General features: G+C 74.7%; 17 protein-coding genes. 10 read left to right on the forward strand and 7 right to left on the reverse strand.

Annotation, left to right across the window (positions count from 1 at the left end; genetic code table 11):
• Positions 1–1,194 (forward strand): DUF3322 domain-containing protein, encoded by a 1,194-nt coding sequence (locus BUB17_RS08565; protein ID WP_072916417.1) that lies wholly within the window; start codon positions 1–3, stop codon positions 1,192–1,194.
• 578 nt (positions 1,195–1,772) lie between these two features.
• Here BUB17_RS08565 and BUB17_RS08570 read toward each other — a convergent pair.
• Together BUB17_RS08570 and BUB17_RS08575 are read right to left on the reverse strand one after the other, a co-directional pair.
• Positions 1,773–2,189, reverse strand: coding sequence for a cupin domain-containing protein (locus BUB17_RS08570; RefSeq protein WP_072916666.1), 417 nt, complete (start codon positions 2,187–2,189; stop codon positions 1,773–1,775).
• 42 nt (positions 2,190–2,231) lie between these two features.
• Positions 2,232–2,828: a tetratricopeptide repeat protein gene (locus BUB17_RS08575; protein ID WP_244277061.1), complete on the reverse strand. Its 597-nt coding sequence runs from the start codon at positions 2,826–2,828 to the stop codon at positions 2,232–2,234.
• 241 nt (positions 2,829–3,069) lie between these two features.
• Here BUB17_RS08575 and BUB17_RS08580 point away from each other — a divergent pair, with 241 nt between their 5' ends.
• Both BUB17_RS08580 and BUB17_RS08585 read left to right on the forward strand, forming a co-directional pair.
• Positions 3,070–3,342, forward strand: coding sequence for a type II toxin-antitoxin system Phd/YefM family antitoxin (locus BUB17_RS08580; RefSeq protein ID WP_072916423.1), 273 nt, complete (start codon positions 3,070–3,072; stop codon positions 3,340–3,342).
• Entirely contained in the window at positions 3,339–3,620 is a 282-nt protein-coding gene (locus BUB17_RS08585; RefSeq protein WP_072916427.1) for a type II toxin-antitoxin system RelE family toxin, read from the forward strand. The genes BUB17_RS08580 and BUB17_RS08585 overlap by 4 nt, the downstream gene beginning before the upstream one ends.
• 19 nt (positions 3,621–3,639) lie before the next feature.
• Here the strand turns inward: BUB17_RS08585 and BUB17_RS08590 are convergent, their stop codons facing one another.
• A complete protein-coding gene (locus BUB17_RS08590) occupies positions 3,640–4,680 on the reverse strand; it encodes an NAD(P)-dependent alcohol dehydrogenase (protein WP_072916429.1) in 1,041 nt (346 codons plus the stop codon).
• A 190-nt stretch (positions 4,681–4,870) separates the two neighbouring features.
• Here BUB17_RS08590 and BUB17_RS08595 point away from each other — a divergent pair, with 190 nt between their 5' ends.
• Positions 4,871–5,554, forward strand: coding sequence for a hypothetical protein (locus BUB17_RS08595; RefSeq protein ID WP_244277063.1), 684 nt, complete (start codon positions 4,871–4,873; stop codon positions 5,552–5,554).
• A 179-nt stretch (positions 5,555–5,733) separates the two neighbouring features.
• Here BUB17_RS08595 and BUB17_RS08600 read toward each other — a convergent pair whose 3' ends face one another.
• Complete coding sequence (locus tag BUB17_RS08600) at positions 5,734–8,202, reverse strand: lysylphosphatidylglycerol synthase domain-containing protein (protein ID WP_141242956.1); 2,469 nt, start codon at positions 8,200–8,202, stop codon at positions 5,734–5,736.
• 210 nt (positions 8,203–8,412) lie between these two features.
• Here BUB17_RS08600 and BUB17_RS08605 point away from each other — a divergent pair, with 210 nt between their 5' ends.
• The 3 genes from BUB17_RS08605 to BUB17_RS08615 all read left to right on the forward strand — a co-directional run bounded on the left by BUB17_RS08605 (position 8,413) and on the right by BUB17_RS08615 (position 13,413).
• A complete protein-coding gene (locus BUB17_RS08605) occupies positions 8,413–8,799 on the forward strand; it encodes a nuclear transport factor 2 family protein (RefSeq protein ID WP_072916450.1) in 387 nt (128 codons plus the stop codon).
• Between the two features lie 220 nt (positions 8,800–9,019).
• On the forward strand, positions 9,020–9,496 hold the full coding sequence (locus BUB17_RS08610) for a nitroreductase/quinone reductase family protein (RefSeq protein WP_072916453.1): 477 nt from the start codon (positions 9,020–9,022) through the stop codon (positions 9,494–9,496).
• Between the two features lie 668 nt (positions 9,497–10,164).
• Entirely contained in the window at positions 10,165–13,413 is a 3,249-nt protein-coding gene (locus BUB17_RS08615; RefSeq protein ID WP_072916455.1) for a TM0106 family RecB-like putative nuclease, read from the forward strand.
• Positions 13,414–13,443: 30 nt separating this feature from the next.
• Here BUB17_RS08615 and BUB17_RS08620 read toward each other — a convergent pair whose 3' ends face one another.
• A complete protein-coding gene (locus BUB17_RS08620) occupies positions 13,444–13,860 on the reverse strand; it encodes a type II toxin-antitoxin system VapC family toxin (protein WP_072916458.1) in 417 nt (138 codons plus the stop codon).
• Positions 13,857–14,102 carry a FitA-like ribbon-helix-helix domain-containing protein gene (locus BUB17_RS08625; RefSeq protein ID WP_072916460.1) on the reverse strand — a complete coding sequence of 82 codons (246 nt, stop codon included), beginning with the start codon at positions 14,100–14,102 and terminating at the stop codon, positions 13,857–13,859. The genes BUB17_RS08620 and BUB17_RS08625 overlap by 4 nt, the downstream gene beginning before the upstream one ends.
• 94 nt (positions 14,103–14,196) lie before the next feature.
• Here BUB17_RS08625 and BUB17_RS08630 point away from each other — a divergent pair, with 94 nt between their 5' ends.
• Both BUB17_RS08630 and BUB17_RS08635 read left to right on the forward strand, forming a co-directional pair.
• On the forward strand, positions 14,197–14,841 hold the full coding sequence (locus tag BUB17_RS08630) for an NUDIX hydrolase (protein WP_141242957.1): 645 nt from the start codon (positions 14,197–14,199) through the stop codon (positions 14,839–14,841).
• Between the two features lie 215 nt (positions 14,842–15,056).
• Positions 15,057–15,260 (forward strand): DUF3303 domain-containing protein, encoded by a 204-nt coding sequence (locus tag BUB17_RS08635; RefSeq protein WP_244277075.1) that lies wholly within the window; start codon positions 15,057–15,059, stop codon positions 15,258–15,260.
• 242 nt (positions 15,261–15,502) lie between these two features.
• On the opposite strand, the gene BUB17_RS08640 is transcribed toward BUB17_RS08635, so the two are convergent.
• A complete protein-coding gene (locus BUB17_RS08640) occupies positions 15,503–16,021 on the reverse strand; it encodes an HAD domain-containing protein (RefSeq protein ID WP_072916467.1) in 519 nt (172 codons plus the stop codon).
• A 142-nt stretch (positions 16,022–16,163) separates the two neighbouring features.
• Here BUB17_RS08640 and BUB17_RS08645 point away from each other — a divergent pair, with 142 nt between their 5' ends.
• Complete coding sequence (locus BUB17_RS08645; protein ID WP_072916471.1) at positions 16,164–16,451, forward strand: DUF3303 domain-containing protein; 288 nt, start codon at positions 16,164–16,166, stop codon at positions 16,449–16,451.
• The last annotated feature ends 70 nt before the right edge of the window (positions 16,452–16,521 follow it).

Here is a 16,521-nt window from a genome sequence, read left to right on the forward strand (position 1 = left end):
GTGGCCGCCCGCCGAGGCGCTCCCGGCTGGACCACGTGGCCCGACGCCCGCGCCGCCCTCCGCGCCCGGTGGGACTCCGGCGACCTGCTGCGGGCGCGGCTCACCGGCCGGCCGGTCACGCCGCTGGTGCTGCCCGTGCGCGGGCCGACGTCCCGCGAGGCCGCCGACCGGTTCGGCGAGGTGCAGGACTGGGTGGCCGGCTGGCGGGCCGCGCGGCTGCGACCGGCCCGGCTGGAGACCGCCGCGCTCGGCGGCCGGCTGATCGGGACCAACCAGGTGCCCAAGCGGGTCGTGCTCGACAGCGCGGAGGACGTGTGGACGGCGCTGGGCGTGGCCGCCGACGTCCGCCGCTTCGACGACCTCGTGGCGGCCACCGAGGCCGAGCTTCCCGCCGGCCTGAGCTGGGTCGCCGCCAGGCCGCACGAGGCTCTGGCGCACGCCGCCGACTGGCCGCGCATGCTGGCGGTGGTCGAGTGGATCCTGGCCCGCGGGGGACCGCACGTGTACCTCCGGCAGGTCGACGTCCCCGGCGTCGACACCAAGTTCGTCGAGGAGCGTCGCGGCGTGCTCGGCGCGCTGCTCGCTCGCACGCTGCCCGCCGACCGAGGGGATCCCACGGCTCGGCCGGCCGACATCGCCCGCAGGTTCGGGCTGCGCAGCAAGCCCGAGCTCGTGCGCTTCCGCTCGTTCGACCCCGCCGACGGCCCCTACAGCGAGCTCGCCGTCCGGTCGGACGAACTCGCGCGGTTCCCGTTCGCGGCGCGGACGGTGTTCGTCGTGGAGAACGAGGTCACCTACCTGGCCTTCCCGCCGGTGCCCGGCGCGGCGGTCGTGCTCGGCAACGGGTACGCGGTCTCCTCGCTGGCGGCGCTGCCCTGGCTCGGCGACCGCGACGTCCGCTACTGGGGGGACCTGGACACCCACGGCCTCCGGGCGCTGGACCGGCTGCGCCGGTTCCTGCCGGCCGCCCGGAGCCTGCTCATGGACGAGCCGACGCTGCTGGCGCACCGCCCGCACTGGTCCCGCGAGCCCGTGCCGGTCACCGAGCACCTGCCGCGGCTCACTCCGGACGAGCAGGCCGTCTTCCAGGCGCTGGTGCGCAACGAGCACGGCGACCTGGTGCGCCTGGAGCAGGAACGGATCCGGTTCTCCGCCGTCGAGCGAGCCGTCGCCGTGGCACGTGTCCGTGGATGACGGCGCCGGCTGCGCGGCACGCGACGGACGTCGGCAGGACTCCGCTGCGGCACCGGCGCCCCCGCCCGGCGGGTACGTGTTGCCCGTCCAGGACGCCCGCGCCCCCACGGAGCCGCACGCCGGCACCCCAGAGCCGCGGCGTCGGGGCCGCCGGTTCCCAGGGCAGCTCGCCGGCGTCGGTTCCGGCCACCTGCTCCCAGCCGGGGCCGACCCCGAAGCGGACGACGTCGGTGAGGTCCCCGGTGAGCACGACGGTCCGCGTGGCGGTGAGCTCGCGCTCCGGGTCGGACCCGTGGTGCGCCGTCCCGGTCACCTCGACCCGGTCCCCGGGCGCGGTCCGGGACAGGCGGTGCTCCTTGCCGAGCTTGCCCGCCTTCGCCTCGTCCAGCAGGGCGCCGTCCGCACCGGACACCTCGACCCGGCAGGCGACGCCCTCGGGGACCCCCATGCCGCGCCCCGGGGCCGTGCAGCACCCGCAGCGTGCCGCCGACGCCGCTGCCGGCGAACCGCCGCTCGTCGCCCGGGGTGTAGTCGTACGGGTACGTCCCGGGTCTGCGCCGTCCCACGTCGCCCGGGGGTCAGGTCAGCCCGGGCAGGTTGACCACGATCGCCTCCTGGCTGCTGCGGGCGATGACCACCACGGCCTCCTCGTCGGTCGGGTTCTCCTCGCGGTGCGGGGTGTGCGGCGGGACGAAGACGTAGTCACCGGGCCCGGTGGCCAGCCGGACCTCCTCGCCGCCCTCCGCGAAGACGAAGACCGGGTGGCCGCGCAGCACGTGGATGGCGGTCTCGGAGTCGCCGTGGTGGTGGTCGCCGGACGACGTGCGCGGCGCGACGTGCGTCTGGCCCATCCACACCCGCCGGGATCCGACCGTCTTCGCCGACACCGCCTCCCGCCGGGTCATGCCGTCGGTCTGGCCGGTGTCGCCGGTGAGCTCGTCGGCCCGGACGTGCCGCAGCGGCTGGTGCCAGCCGTCGGTGGGTTCCTCGGTCACGACCGCCAGCCGACCGCGCCGGCGCGCGGACGTCAAGCGCCGTCAGCCGGAGGTGCTGCGCTCGTCGAGCAACGCGGACGCGACGAGCGTGTCGTACTCGTCGAGCGGGAGGCCGAGGGCGTGGCGCACGCGCAGCCGCGCCATCAGCAGACCGGCGGCGTCCTCCACCGCGCGATCGTCGCCGTCCTCGATGTCGCCGAACGCCCGCCGTGCCCCCATGGTCAGCCAGCGGTGTGCCTCGCGGAGGTCGCCCGCCAGCTCGTGGTTCTCTCCGAGGAACAGGTAGACGTCCCCGTCGACCGGGCGCTCGCGGCGCAGCTCCTCGGCGATCCGCCGTGCGGCTTCGGCGTCGCCCAGCCGGAGCATTCCGCCGTGCAGGTAGCAGCGGACGTCGGGCGGCACGTGCTGCCCGGTCGCGACGGCCCGGCGGAAGAGGGCCACCGCGCCCTCGAGATCCCCCGCCTCGGTGAGGTGCTCGCCCGCGCTCACCAGCAGGGAGGCCGGGGAGACGTCCTGGTCCTCCGGATGGGCCTCCTCCGCCCAGGCGGCGAGCTTCTCGGCCGCCGCGCGGTGCTGCTCCGGCGTCCGGGCTCGGGCGTACAGGTCCTCGACCTCGTCGCCGGTGAGCGGTCTGCGCACAAGGGTCACCGTATGGCCGGATGGGCGAGCCGCGGAACCGGCGCGAGCTGCTGTGGCGACGAGCGAGGACTGCGGGACACCGCAGTGCGGACACGCATCAACTCAGTCCATGCGCCCCAGTACGGCGCGCGCCTCGACCTCCGTCGGGGCCTCCAGTCATCGGTACCGGCGAGGGCTGGGGACCAGTGCACCCACCGTGCGCGCCGATAGCCTGGCCAGAACTCAGGCTAGACTCTGGCCCATGACGTCGATCCCGCTGAGCGAGGCCAAGGACAAGCTCTCGGCACTCGTGGACGCGGCCGAGACGACGCACGAGATCGTCACGATCACGCGCCACGGCCGGGAGGCCGCCGTCCTGATGGCGAAGGCCGACCTCGACTCCCTGCACGAGACCCTGTTCTGGCTGTCGCAGCCCGACGTCCGTACCGACGTCGACGACGCTCGGGCCGAGCAGGATGAGGGGCGGACTGTGTCGGGTGACGAGCTGAGGGCTGAGTTCGGGCTCGCTGAGTGACCGAGCCGTTCACGGTCGAGGTCTCCTCGGCCGCGCGACGGCAACTGGGTCAACTGCCGGACAGGGTCGCCACGGCGATCGTGGAGTTCCCCACCACCGTCCTCGCGGAGGACCCGCTCCGCCTCAGCAGGCCGTTGACCGGCGCCCTGTCCGGGCTCCGTAACGCGCGGCGTGGTGACTATCGGGTGCTGATCGAGGTGGACGAGGAGGACCGGCGGATCCTCGTCGTCCGGGTCGCCCACCGCGCCCACGCCTACCGGCTTCCAGGGCCGGGCTGATCCGGCCGGAGGAGGCGGCTCAGTCCCCGGGGACGACGACGGCGCGGCCGCGGACCGTCCCCTCGTGCAGCCGTCGGTAGGCCTCGGGCGCCTCGTCGAGCGTGTACTTCTCCACCTCGACGCGCACCGCGCCGGCCCGCGCGAGGTCGAGCACCTCCATCAGCTCGGCCCGCGTGCCCCAGTACGGCGCCCGCACCGAGGCCCCCATCGGCGTGGAGAAGAACCCGGTCGGCAGCAGCCCGCCACCGATCCCGACGATCTGGATCACGCCGTCCAGGGCCACCGACTTCCGCGCGATTTCCACGGTCGGCGGGGCGCCGACGAAGTCGAACACCGCCTGCGCGCCCACCCCGCCGGTCAGCGAGCGGATCGCCTCGATCGCGGACGGGTCGGACGGCAGCACGGAGTGCGCCCCCACCTCCGACGCCAGCGCCAGCTTCTCCTCGCTGATGTCCAGCGCGACGACGATCGCGCCGGTGATCGCGCGCAGCACCTGGATGCCGACGTGCCCCAGCCCGCCGGCGCCGATCACCACCGCGGTGCTCCCCGCCGGCAGCTTGTCGAGGCTGGAGACGATCGCGTGGTACGGCGTCAGCCCGGCGTCGGTGAGCGAGACGGTCTCCACCGGGTCGAGGTCGCCGAGCGGGACCAGGTGCCGGACGTCGTCCACGACCAGGTACTCGGCCAGCGCGCCCGGGGCGCCGAGCCCGGGTGGCTGGATGCCCAGCGACGCCGCCCGCGGGCAGTAGTTCTCCGCACCCCGCGCGCACGCGGGGCACAGCCCGCACCCCCAGGGGCCGTAGACGGCGACCGGGTCGCCCACCGCCACACCGGTGACGCCGGCGCCGAGCGCGTCGACGACCCCGGTGCCCTCGTGCCCGAGCGTCAGCGGCAGCCCGTAGGCGTACCGCTCGGCAGGCTGGTCCATGACGAACCAGTCCGAGTGGCACAGCCCGGCGGCGGTCACCCGTAGCCGGACCTGCCCCGGTCCCGGTGCCGGGGTGGGGACCTCCACCACCTCGGGTCCGCCGCCGATGGTCCGGTACTGCACCGCTCGCACGGGCTGTCCTCTCGTCATGAGACAGGTCGACGCCCCCAGTACCTCAGTGACCGCTCGGTCCCGCACCTCGGCTCTCAGGTCGGGGTGGCGGTCAGGGGGGCAGGATGCGGCGGACAGCCGGGCGGAGGTCGTGACCGGACCGCTGCTGAGGACGCCTGGATGCACCCTCCCGCCCCCTATCCTCACGCGGGTGCGACACCTCGATCGCGCGGTCACGGCCTCCCGGCGACGTCGGGTGGGGGTGGCCATTGCCGCCGCCACCGCGGCCGTGGGGGTGATCGTCCTGGTGGTCCTGACGACAGCCGACGACGACCGCCCGACGGGCGCGGCCCCGACCGCTGCGGCGACGAGCGGCGGTGCGACCGCCACGCAGGCGTCGCCGTCGGCTCCGTCCCCCGTCGAGGAGTCGGCGCCGGCCCCGCCGCAGACGGTCACCGGCCTCATCGCGGAGCTGACGGCGCGACCGGACGCTGCCGGACCGGCCGGTCCACAGCTTCGGGACGGGCTGCAGGGTTTCGTGTCGGGGGACGAGGCCGTGCGCCAGCGGTCGGCCCAGCAGGTGCTGCCGATCGTGATCAGCGGTGAGGCGCTCGACCCGCGGTACGCCACCGCGAGCCGGCTGGCACTGTTCCGCACGATGACCGGTCTGTCGCCGGCGCCCTCAGCGCCGGCCGGATCCCCCACGTGCCTGGAGGTTCGGCAGGGGACGCCTCCCGAGGTGGTGCAGGGATACGCGCGTCAGGTCCTCGACCAGCTGCCGGCCTGGCAGGCCGACGGATTCCCGGCCGATGAGAGCGCACGCCTGCAGGCGGCGATCACACCCGTGGCGGCTGGGCAGGCGACCGTCGAGCTCCGTCCGTGCCCGGGCCGGTGACCCGACCGGGCACGGACGACCACCGGTCAGACCTGGTCGCGCCGTCTGACGACCGATGAGCTGCTGAACGCCGCCGTCCGGACGCCGGAGCAGCTGCGCCAGGTCAACGCCCTGTGCCGGCTGGTCGAGATGGCGACCCTCAGGACGCGGGGCGCAGAGATGTCAATCGTCGTCTCCTCCTACACGTAGTCGGACCTGCGGAGCCAGGCGAAGGCGGCCCAGCCGGGCAGGATCGGCAGCCAGAACGTGGCGAGGCGGTGGAGGAAGACGGCCGGGACGGCGACCGTGTGGTCCATCCCGGCGGCGACGAGCCCCGCGATCAGGGCGGCCTCCAGGGCGCCGAGGCCACCCGGCGTGGGAGCGACGGCCGCGAGAGCGGCCCCGGCGAGGTAGACGGCGCCCACGGTCGCCAGGTCCAGGCCGCCGCCGAAGGCCCGCGTGGACAGGTAGAGGCAGAGCAGGTAGCCGAGGGTGACCACGGCGGCGCCGCCCAGCAGCTGCGCGAGCTTCCCGGGGCGCCGCACGGCGGAGCCGATCCCCTCGACCGACCGGCGGACCAGCGGGACCCCCCTCCCGACGACGAGCCGGCGGACCGCCGGGACGGCGAGCGCGGCGGCGGCCAGCGCGAGGACCACCGACACCCCCCACAGCACGGCCTGCGGGTGCGGCAGCCGGAGGGAGCCGAAGGCCGACCGCCCCGCCCAGACGGCGAAGACCACCATCAGGACGACGTGCACGACCGAGCCGGCCGCGTAGCTCAGACCGACCCCGGACGTGGCCACCGGCAGGTCGACGCCGCTGCGCTGCAGGTAGCGCACGTTCAGCGCCGCCCCACCGAGGCCGGCCGGTGCCAGCTTGCTGGCGAACGAGGAGGCGAACTGGGCGACGACGGTGGTCAGCAGGCGCAGCCGGGCGGGAACGGCGCCGACGATGCTCAGCGTGGCGCCGGCGTAGGTCAGCGCGGACATCGCCAGGATCCACGGCAGCCACACCCAGTCGGCGTCCCGGACCCGCGCGACCATGCCGCCCACGTCGCCGAGCTGCGGCGCGAGGAGGTAGGTGGCGGCGGCCAGCATGATGACCGTGAGCACCGTCTTGAGGTGGATGCGCCCCAGGTCCGCGAGCCTCGGTTCCGGGACCCCGCTGCGCCGGCACACGGCCGCCCGGATCTGCGGGACGAGGTCCTTGCGGTGCTTGAGTGCCTCCCGCGTGGCGCCGCTGAGGCTGTTGGGCTGCAGCCGGGGGAGCGCGGCGGCCACGGCCTCGGGCCCCAGCCGGTCGACCGCCGCGTCGACGGCCGGGTCGACACCGACGTCCAGGGCGAGCGCGACGAGCAGCTGGGCGACGTCCGCGTCGAGGAGCGCGGGGGAGGCGGCGACCTCGCTGAACCCGAAGTCGATGAGCCACGGGGAGCCCGTGCGGTCGAGCAGGATGTTGGCCCGGCGCAGGTCGCGGTGGGCGACGGAGTGCCGGCGCAGCACGGCGACCTGCTCCCAGATCCCGGACAGCACCGCCGGGGGAACGGCGTCGTCGGACAGCTTGTCGAGGGTCGTGCCGTCGATCAGGTCGTAGGACAGCAGGAAGGAGTCGGATCCCACCGGGGCGATGGCGCGCAGCCGGGGGGTCCGCGCACCGGCGTCCCGGACCAGCAGCGACACCAGCGCCTCGTGCTCCACGGTGCGGCGCAGCGAGGAGAACGGCCGCTCGTCCCCGACGTCCTTGAGCCGGAGGAAGCGGTAGGCCCGGAACAGCAGGTCCGCGGCCCGGTTGTCCGCGCCCATGACCTTGGCGAACACCCGGTCGCCGCCGGCGAGGGTGGCGACGCAGGGCACCGAGCCGCGGGCGTCGACCACCGCCGGCGCCAGGTCGGCCGGGTGCAGGCCACTGCCGGTCAGGGCGGCGGCGACGGCGCCGAGCGTCGGCCGGCGGCTGGGGCGGCCGAGCAGCAGGAGTGTCGCGGAGCCGGCCAGGGCGCCGAGGACCAGCGCGACCGCCAGCGTGCCCGGGTGCGCGATCGGCACCAGCAGCCGCAGCAGCGTGACCAGCGCCAGCAGCAGGGCCCCGGCGCGCCGCCAGCGCCGGGACACGAACGGCGCCAGGACGACGAACGAGGCCGCCATCACCGCGAGGCCGTCCACGGTGAGCGTGCTGTCGACGCCGCCCCGCCGCCCGACCTCGCGCACCAGCGCGTCCGCGTCGCCCCGCTCGACGAACCAGTCGGCCCCCAGCAGCAGCAGCAGCACCGCGAGGACGCCGCTGACCAGCAGGTGCCCCAGCAGCCGGGAGCGGCGGGTCACCAGCGGCGTCGCCCAGGCTCCGACGATCGAGGCGAGGACCAGCAGGGCCACCGCGCCGGCCAGGATCCGGCCGACGGTCGGCGTCAGGAACGACAACCGCTGCACCAGGTCCTCGTCCAGCGCGGTGAACTCGTCCCGCGACCACCGGGTGACGGCGACGAGCAGCAGGGCGAGGACGGCGAACGCGACGGTGCGCAGGACGTCGCTCGGGGACCGTTCGTAGCCGGTGATCTCCTCGTCGGTGCGGCTCCCCGCGACCGGAGCGGTCGCGCGCACCGGCGCCTCCGGCGGGGTGGCCGTCGCGCGCGGCGGGCGGGGGCTCGGGAGCGCCGTCCCTGTGGTCCGCTCCATGCCGTCCACCCCTCCAGGCTCCGCTTCCCGGGCCCTGGTCACTCGACCCGAGTGGGCGGGCCGGGGAAACGGACCCGGCGGGCACCGAGGGTAGGGGCGGGCACCCCGCGGCGGGACCCGGTCGGACGCCGACGGGCGCGGAGCCGGTGCGGTCGTGCCGGTGCCCGTGCCCGTCGATGCGCGCGCCGTCGCCGAGGAGCATCGGGGGCCATGGACCAGGAGGCCGTCCGCGCGGCGCTGGAGCACTACATCCGCTACAGCGGGGCCGGCGACGAGGACAGGGCGAGCGAGATCTACCACGAGGACGCCGTCCTGGAGTTCCCGCAGTCCGGGGAGCGGTTCGAGGGTGTGGAGAACTTCCGGGAGTGGCGGCGCAGCTACCCGGCGGAGGTCGAGCTGGAGGTCCTGCGCGTACGGGGCCGGGACGACTTCTGGGTGGCGGAGGTCCGGGCTCGCTACGACGGTGGGCCGTGGAACTACGGCCCCGCCATCTACGAGTTCCGCGGGGACAAGGTGTCCCGCGAGACGATCTACGTCGGAGAGGCGTGGGAGCCGCCGGACTGGCGGGTCCGGTGGCGAGCCGCGCCGTCCTCCTGAGCCGGGAGCTCCTGTCGTCCCGACCCGCGAGGGACGGCGTGCGCAGCCGTTCCCCGCGGCGCTGGTCGGGCGCCGGTATCTGCGGGGCCCGCGACGTCCTCCGTCGAGCGGTGGCCCTGCAGTGCACGTCGGCTCCGCACCATCGAGGGCTCCCCGGCCCGGGCGGCGGAGCCCCCGAGCGGACCCGGCCGAGGTCGGACGGACAGCTGAGGAGGAGAGCATGGCCAGGCAGCCGGACACCACCAGGGTGCACGGAGTCGTCGCGGCTCCGGACCAGCGGAGGCGGCAGTGGTCGCACCGCGCCCGGAAGCGCATGAAGCTGCCGCAGGGCAATGCCGTCGTGCTGGCCGTGTTGCGGTCGCGCGCGCACCGGCTGCTGAGCGGCTCGGCGATCGAACTGCGCTACACCGGGCGGCGCAGTGGGCGGCAGTATGTGCTGCCGGTGCAGTACGCCGGCGCCGGCGACCACCTCGTGGTGCGGCCCCAGCACTGGCAGCACGCCACGTGGTGGCGCAACTTCCGCACGCCGCAGCCGGTGACCGTGCGCCTTGCCGGTCGACTGCACGAGGGGACGGCGCGTGTGGTGGAGCCCGGGGATCCGGACTGGCGAACAGCCCGGCAGACCTACGCGATCCGCTGGCCGCGGTCGGCGCGCAGCGGAACGGGACCGCTGGTGGTGATCGACCTGCGGCCGTGACCACGGTCGCGACGACCGCACGGGTGCGGAGCGGTTTCCGACGGCAGCCACGTGCCGGAGTGGATGCGCACTCACCGATAATCCACACCGTCCCCCGTCGTGCGTCGAGGTCCGGCAGGGAACGCCGCCCCCGGTGGTGCAGGGATACGCGCGTTCGATCGTCGACCAGCTCCCGGACTGGCAGGCCGACGGGTTCCCGGCCGACGAGACGGCCCGCCTGCAGGAGCTGATCACACCCGTGGCGGCGGGACGGTCGACCCTCGACCTCGGTCCGTGCCCGGGCCGGTGAACAGGCCGGTCCTGCCCGGGGCCGGTTCCGGAGCCCAGCCGAGCCACCGGTGGCGCGGTAGCCGGTCCCGGCCACGTGCGCCGCGACCTGTTCGTGGCGGACCCGGCCCTCGTCGTACCGGCCGGCCGGCACGAGCAGCGCAGGGGAGTGCAGGCGGAGCCGTGTCACCCCCGGGGAGCGCCGATCCCCGTCCGGCCGCCGGCTCCCCGGGTCAGGCCGGTCCGGGGGTCCGGCGACGGCGCGGGAGATCCCGGGACGGCGCCGTCCGTGCGAGGGTCCCTGAGGCCCTGTACGTCGCACCACGGGGGAACGTTGCTCCACCTCTCTCTGCCCGCCGTCCACTCCCTGCCTGCCGTCCACCCGATCGAGGGCTGACGCCGTGTACCGCGTCGACGGCCGGCTGGTCCTCAGCCCCAGTGACCTCACCCGGCACCAGGAGTGCTCCCACCTCACCGCGCTCAACCTGCAGGTCGCCGAGCGCCGCCTCGACCCGCCGGCCGAGGGCGTGGGCGACCAGACGGTGCTCGTCGCCGACCTCGGCATCGCGCACGAGCTGCGCTACCTGGAGTCGCTGGAGGAGCAGGGGCTCACCGTGGCGCGGCTCCAGGGCAGCCGGGGTGAGGCGGCGACGAGAGAGGCGATGCGCGCCGGCGTCGACGTCGTCCACCAGGCGACGCTGTTCGACGGCACCTGGGGCGGCCAGGCCGACTTCCTCCTGCGCGTGGAGCAGCCGTCCGACCTCGGGGACTGGTCCTACGAGGTCGCCGACGCCAAGCTGGCCCGCCGCATCAAGGTGCCGGCGCTGCTGCAGATGGCCACCTATGCCGACCGGCTCACCACGCTGCAGGGCCGCGAGCCCGAGCGGATCTGCGTCGTCACCGGCGACGGCGAGACCCGCCCGTGGCGGCTGGTCGACGTCGCCGCCTACGCCCGCCGCGCCCGCGCCCGGCTGCAGACCTTCATCGCCCACCCCACGCCGACCGCGCCCGTGCCCATCGCCCACTGCGACCAGTGCACCTGGGCGCCACGCTGCTCCACCGAGCTGCGCACCGGCGACGACCTCAGCCTCGTCGCCGGCATGCGCCGCGACCACCGCGCCGCCCTCAACGGCGCCGGCATCGCCACGCTCGAGCAGCTCGCCGACGCACCCGACGACGTCCTCCGCGCCACCGGCATCAGCCGCGGGACCCGCGAGCGCCTCCGCGACCAGGCCCGCGAGCAGCTCCGCGGCCGCGCGGCCGGCACCCCCACCCGCACCCTGCTCCCCCCGCAGACCGCCCAGGGGCTGCTGAGACTCCCCGAGCCGAGCGCCGGCGACCTCTACCTCGACTTCGAGGGCGACCCGCTCGCCGGCGACGGCGACGGGCTGGAGTACCTCGCCGGCCTGGGCACCCGCGACGGCGGCTTCACCGCCCTCTGGGCGCACGACGCCGCCGAGGAGCGCGGCATGGTCGAGGACCTCGTCGACCGCATCGTCGACGCCTGGCGCGCCGACCCCGGCATGCACGTCTACCACTACGCCGCCTACGAGGTCAGCGCGCTCAAGCGGCTCACCGGCCGGTACGGCGTCCGCGAGGCCGAGCTCGACCAGCTGCTGCGCGCCGAGCGGTTCGTCGACCTCTATCCCGTCGTCCGCCAGGCGATGCGGATCAGCGGGGAGTCCTACTCGATCAAGAAGGTCGAGGCCCTCTACGGGCGCGCGCACACCGGCGACGTCGCCGACGCGATGAGCAGCGTCGTCGAGTACGAGAAGTGGCTGATCGACCGCGACCCGGCCCGGCTGCGGTCGATCGAGGACTACAACAAGGACGACGTCGACTCCACCCGCGAGCTGCACGACTGGCTGGAGACCGAGCGGGCCGAGCTGGAGGCGCTGCACGGTCCGCAGCCGCGCCCCGGGGTGGCCGAGATCGCCGTCCCGGCCCCGCGGTCGGGCGCCGAGGTCGCGGAGCTGGCCCTGGTCGAGCAGCTGCAGGACCGCGGGCACGACCTGCTCGGCGACCTGGTGCAATGGCACCGCCGCGAGGCCCGCCCCGGCTGGTGGGAGTTCTTCAGCCGCGGCGAGCTCGACGACGACCAGCTCGTCGAGGACCGGACGGCGCTCGGCGGGCTGTCCGCCGCGGTCGAGATCGGCACCGAGAAGCGCAGCAAGCTCTACGAGTTCACCTTTCCGCCGCAGGACGCCAAGCTCTCGGTCGGCAAGCCCGCCTTCGACGTCGACAGCCGGGCGCGGATCGGCGAGGTCCGCGCGCTCGACGCAGTCGCCGGGCGGGTGGTCGTGAAGAGCACCAAGGCGCCGGCGGGCCCGCGCGGGCTGGGTCCGGAGGGACCCTTGAACGACGAGCAGCTGCGCGCGGCGATCAAGGCCACCGCGGACGCCGTCCTGGCCGGGGAGTCCTGCCTCGGGCAGCGGCTGCTCGACCGCGTCGTCCCCCCGGACACCCGCCGGCTGCCGGGGGAGGAGGCCGGCGACGCCGTCGTCCGGCTCGGCCTGGCGCTGGACGGCGAGGTGCTGGCCGTGCAGGGGCCGCCCGGCAGCGGCAAGACGCGGGCGGCGTCCCGGCTGATCCGCGCGCTGCTCGACGCCGGCAAGAAGGTCGGCGTCACGGCGCAGTCCCACGCGGTGATCGGCAACGTGCTGAGCGCCGTCGGCCGGCCGGCGCTGCAGAAGTGCGAGGAGTCCCAGGCGTGCGGGGCACCGGGGGTCGAGTGGTCCCGCGATGCCGGCGACGTGGCCGGCCGGCTGCTCGACGGCTCGGCGTCGCTCGTCGGCGGGACGTCGTGGTTCTGGTGCCGGGAGGACCTGGCCGAGGCGGTCGACGTCCTGGTGATCGACGAGGCGGGGCAGTTCTCGCTGGCCAACGCGGTCGCGGTCGCCCGGTCGGCGACGTCGCTGGTGCTGCTCGGCGACCCGCAACAGCTCGCGCAGCCGACGCAGGCCGTGCACCCGGGGGAGTCGGGGCTCTCGGCGCTGGAGCACCTGCTCGACGGGCACCCCACCGTGCCCGAGGACCGCGGCGTCTTCCTCGACCGCACCTACCGGATGCACCCGGCGCTGACCGCGTTCGTGTCGGACCTGGCGTACGAGGGCCGGCTGGAGTCGGCGGCCGGCCGCGAGCGGATCGCCGTGGACGGCTGGGCCAGCGGGCTCGCCGCCCGGTTCGTCGAGCACGTGCAGCCGTCGATGGCGGCCTCGCCGGACGAGGCGTCAACGGTCGCCGAGCTGTGGCGCTCCCTGCAGGGCATCGGCTGGACCGACGCCGAGGGTGTCGAGCGGCCGATCGGTCCGGACGACGTGCTGGTGGTCGCGCCGTACAACAACCAGGTCGCACTCATCCGGCGGGCGCTGCCCGACGGCGCTCGGGTCGGCACCGTGGACAAGTTCCAGGGGCAGGAGGCGCCGGTCGTCGTCTACTCGATGACGTCGACCTCGGCCGAGGACGCGCCCCGCGGCGTCTCGTTCCTCTACGACCTGCACCGGCTGAACGTCGCGGTCTCGCGGGCCAAGGCGCTGGCGGTCGTGGTGATGAGCGAGGAGCTGCTGGACGCCGCGGTGCGGACGCCGGAGCAGCTGCGCCAGGTCAACGCCCTGTGCCGGCTGGTCGAGATGGCAACCGTCGTGCGTTGACGCTCCGCCGCCGGGAGCGACGGATCGATCTCAGGCTCGCCAGGGGTCGAGGAGTTCGACGCCGGTGCCGACGAAGTCCCGGGAGTTGCGCGTGGCCAGCGAGGCGGAGTGAGCGCGACAGATCGCGGCGATCTGCGCATCGAGGGCGTCGACAGGGTGCCCGCCACGCTCTCGTGCCGCCGCGATGTCGCCGTACAGCCCGGCGGCGGCGGTGTCGAAGGGGAGGACCTGACCGGGAAAGGCGCCGAGCACCTCGTCGGCTAGCTGCCGTAGCTCGGTGGCACGCCGTCCGTCACGGAGCCGGGCGAGACCGAAGCGGATCTCGGCCACGGTGATCGCAGTCGTGACGAGGGATTCCCTCGCGTGCGCGCCCATCCAGGTCGTGACCGCCGTGTCCGGGAAGGGGCGCATCAGCTCGGACACGACGTTCGTGTCGAGGACGATCACTCGGAGAAGTCCGCTGCCCGCGCCGGCGAGGTCCGGGGTGGGATCGACAGCTCGACGCCTCCGGCATCGCCGAAGCGTTTCCGCAAGGTGGAGAACAGGTCGGCGGACGGCTCGGCCTCGCTGACCGCTGTGGTGAGGATCTCGCGGATCTCCGCCTCCATGGACCTTCCGTTGCGTGCGGCGCGAACCCGCAACCGTTCGCGGACGTCGTCGTCGAGACCTCTGACACTGATGGCGGCCACGGCCCCCTCCTCTGCTGGCAATGCTAGCAACTGGGCCGCGCTACGCGCGCGGCTCACTCGCAGCAGTGGGCGTGGTCGTATCCGAGATCGGGGCATGAGTTGCCGGTCGTCGGCTGCTCGACGACGTCGACCTCGGCCGAGGACCCCCCAGCGGTCCTGGTCGTCCGCCGGGGCGGGGGAGCGACGCACGCAGGAGTGGGCACTGCCCGGCACGTTCCTCCACGAGGAGGAGACCCTCGCCGTCGCGGTCCGGCGGTCGTTGCGGGACAAGGCCGGGCTGACGCCGGAGGTCGTGCCGCGCCAGCTGCACGCGTTCGACGACCCGAGCCGTGACGACCGTGGCTGGGTCCTCTCCGTCGCGCACGTCGCCGCGCTGCCGTGGCGGGCGGTCGAGCCGCTGCTCGTGGCAGGGGCGGAGGACGTGCGCGTGCGGCCGGTGGACGACGTCCACGGACTGCTCTTCGACCACGACGAGATCGTGCGGCGAGCCGCGGCGGACGTGCGGATGGCCTACGCCGAACGCCCCGATCCGGACGCGCTCCTGGACGAGCCGTTCACGATACGGTCGCTGTTCCGTCTGCACGAGGCCGTGGCCGGCGCCCTCGACTACTCCGCCGACACCTTTCGCCGCGCGATGCTGCCGATGCCGGCCGAGACCCGGCGGAGGTCGGAGGGGACGGTCGGCAAGCCGGCGCAGCTCGACGTCCGCCGGGAATCCGTGGCAGGAACTGTGCCCTGACCCGGCGCGGCCGGCCCGGTCGACGTCGCCGTCGCCGTCGCCGTCGAGGCAGGGGTGTTCGGCTCTGGCGTCGGAGCGGCTGCGACGGGTGGACGCGCCGTGTCGACGCGTCGAGATGGCGACCGTCGTCCGCTCGGTGTCGTCGTCCTCCTTGCGTTGCGGCTCCGCTCCTCGGGAGCCTCGTCGTCCTGTGCGACGTTCGAAGGGGGGAGAGCCTGACCTTCCACCAGTTCGTCGTCCGCCTCGGCGAGTTCGGCGGGTACGCCGTCGTCGAGACCGAGGCGCCGGCCGACCTGGAGTACCTCACCACCGTCTACGCGGCCTTCTCCTTCACCGTCGAGCCGGTCATGGACGTGATGGACGCCGTCGCCGCCGAGACGCGCGGGATCGAGTACCGGGACTCGCTGCGGACCGGGTGACGGCGTCCGCTCCAGCGGGCGGCCTCGAGCCGGGAGCGACGTCGTACCGCGCCACCGCGTAGCCGGACCCGCACTCCGACGCTCGTCCCCTGCCCTCGCTGCGGGGCAGGGTGACCTCACGGAGGACGAGACCTCCGCGGGCGGAGCTCAGCCCCTGCTTACACCTGTGAGCAGGGGCTGAGGTCGCCGAGAGCACCTCAGGTTGCGGGTCCCAGCTCCCGTCGTCGTCCGGGTCGCCCGACTCACAGCCACGCCTCGATCGCGTCCAGCTGCTCGTGGGTGAGCCCGACGAACAGGTGCGGGGCGACCACCAGCACGTGCGGATGGGCGGCCAGCCACTCCCCGGTGTCGGCCGCCTGCTCGGCCAGGTCGTCGTCGACCCACACGATCCGCCGGTCGGGCTCGGCCTCGGCGACCGCGCGGGCGGCGGCCAGCTTCCACCAGCTGGACCGGCCGTCGAACACGCCGGCGAACCCGGTCGGCGCGGTGTCGGCGCGGGCGTGGGTCACCAGCCCGCGGGGCAGGCCCATCGGCTCGGCCAACAGCCGGTCGGCGTCCGTCGTCCAGGTGGTCAGCCACTGGATCTCCACCCGGCCGGACTCGTGCAGTTCCCGCAGCCGGGCGGTGATGGTCGGGTTCCAGGACAGCACGTACCCGTTGAAGGTGCCCCGCTGCCAGCCCTCGGGCAGGTCCACGCGGGCCGCGTTGAGCACCCCGTCGACGTCCAGCAGCAGGATCGGGCGTTCCCTGGTCGAGCCCATGCCCCATCCTGCCGCCGGAGCAGCCGCCGCAGGTGGACGGCCGCGTCGGAACGGCGGCCGTGCAGGGTCGTCGTCCTCTGTCGGCGCCGTTCCGCTCCCCGGGAGCCTTCTCCCCGACGGGGTGCACGAGGGGGGAAGCGCGATGGAGTACGTCGTCACCTGGCAGGAGCAGCCGACCGGCTCGGACGCGGAGTACCGGGCAGCGCAGCAGCGGGTCCTCGCGGCCTTCGCCACGGGGCAGAAGCCGGCGAGCCTCACCATCCGCCAGTTCGTCGCCCGGGTCGGGCTCGGCGGGTACGCCGTCGTCGAGACCGACGAGCCGGCCGACCTGCAGTACTTCGCCACCGCCTACGCGCCCTCGTCCTTCACGGTGGAGCCGGTGGTGCACGTGCCGGACGCCGTCCTCGCCGGGACGCGCGGCGCCGGATAGCGGACGCGCTGCGGACCAGGTGGCAGGGACCTTCGAGCCTGGTGACGGAGGTCGACCGTTCCTACGGTCG

Origin of the sequence: Geodermatophilus obscurus, from assembly GCF_900143215.1 — a bacterium.
Taxonomy (GTDB): domain Bacteria; phylum Actinomycetota; class Actinomycetes; order Mycobacteriales; family Geodermatophilaceae; genus Geodermatophilus; species Geodermatophilus obscurus_A.

Coding starts and splice junctions, on each gene's coding strand:
- BUB17_RS08580 (WP_072916423.1), top strand. CDS start 3,070: ATGACGTCGATCCCGCTGAGCGAGGCCAAGGACAAGCTCTCGGCACTC.
- BUB17_RS08600 (WP_141242956.1), bottom strand. CDS start 8,202: ATGGAGCGGACCACAGGGACGGCGCTCCCGAGCCCCCGCCCGCCGCGC.
- BUB17_RS08605 (WP_072916450.1), top strand. CDS start 8,413: ATGGACCAGGAGGCCGTCCGCGCGGCGCTGGAGCACTACATCCGCTAC.
- BUB17_RS08610 (WP_072916453.1), top strand. CDS start 9,020: ATGGCCAGGCAGCCGGACACCACCAGGGTGCACGGAGTCGTCGCGGCT.
- BUB17_RS08630 (WP_141242957.1), top strand. CDS start 14,197: ATGAGTTGCCGGTCGTCGGCTGCTCGACGACGTCGACCTCGGCCGAGG.
- BUB17_RS08640 (WP_072916467.1), bottom strand. CDS start 16,021: ATGGGCTCGACCAGGGAACGCCCGATCCTGCTGCTGGACGTCGACGGG.
- BUB17_RS08645 (WP_072916471.1), top strand. CDS start 16,164: ATGGAGTACGTCGTCACCTGGCAGGAGCAGCCGACCGGCTCGGACGCG.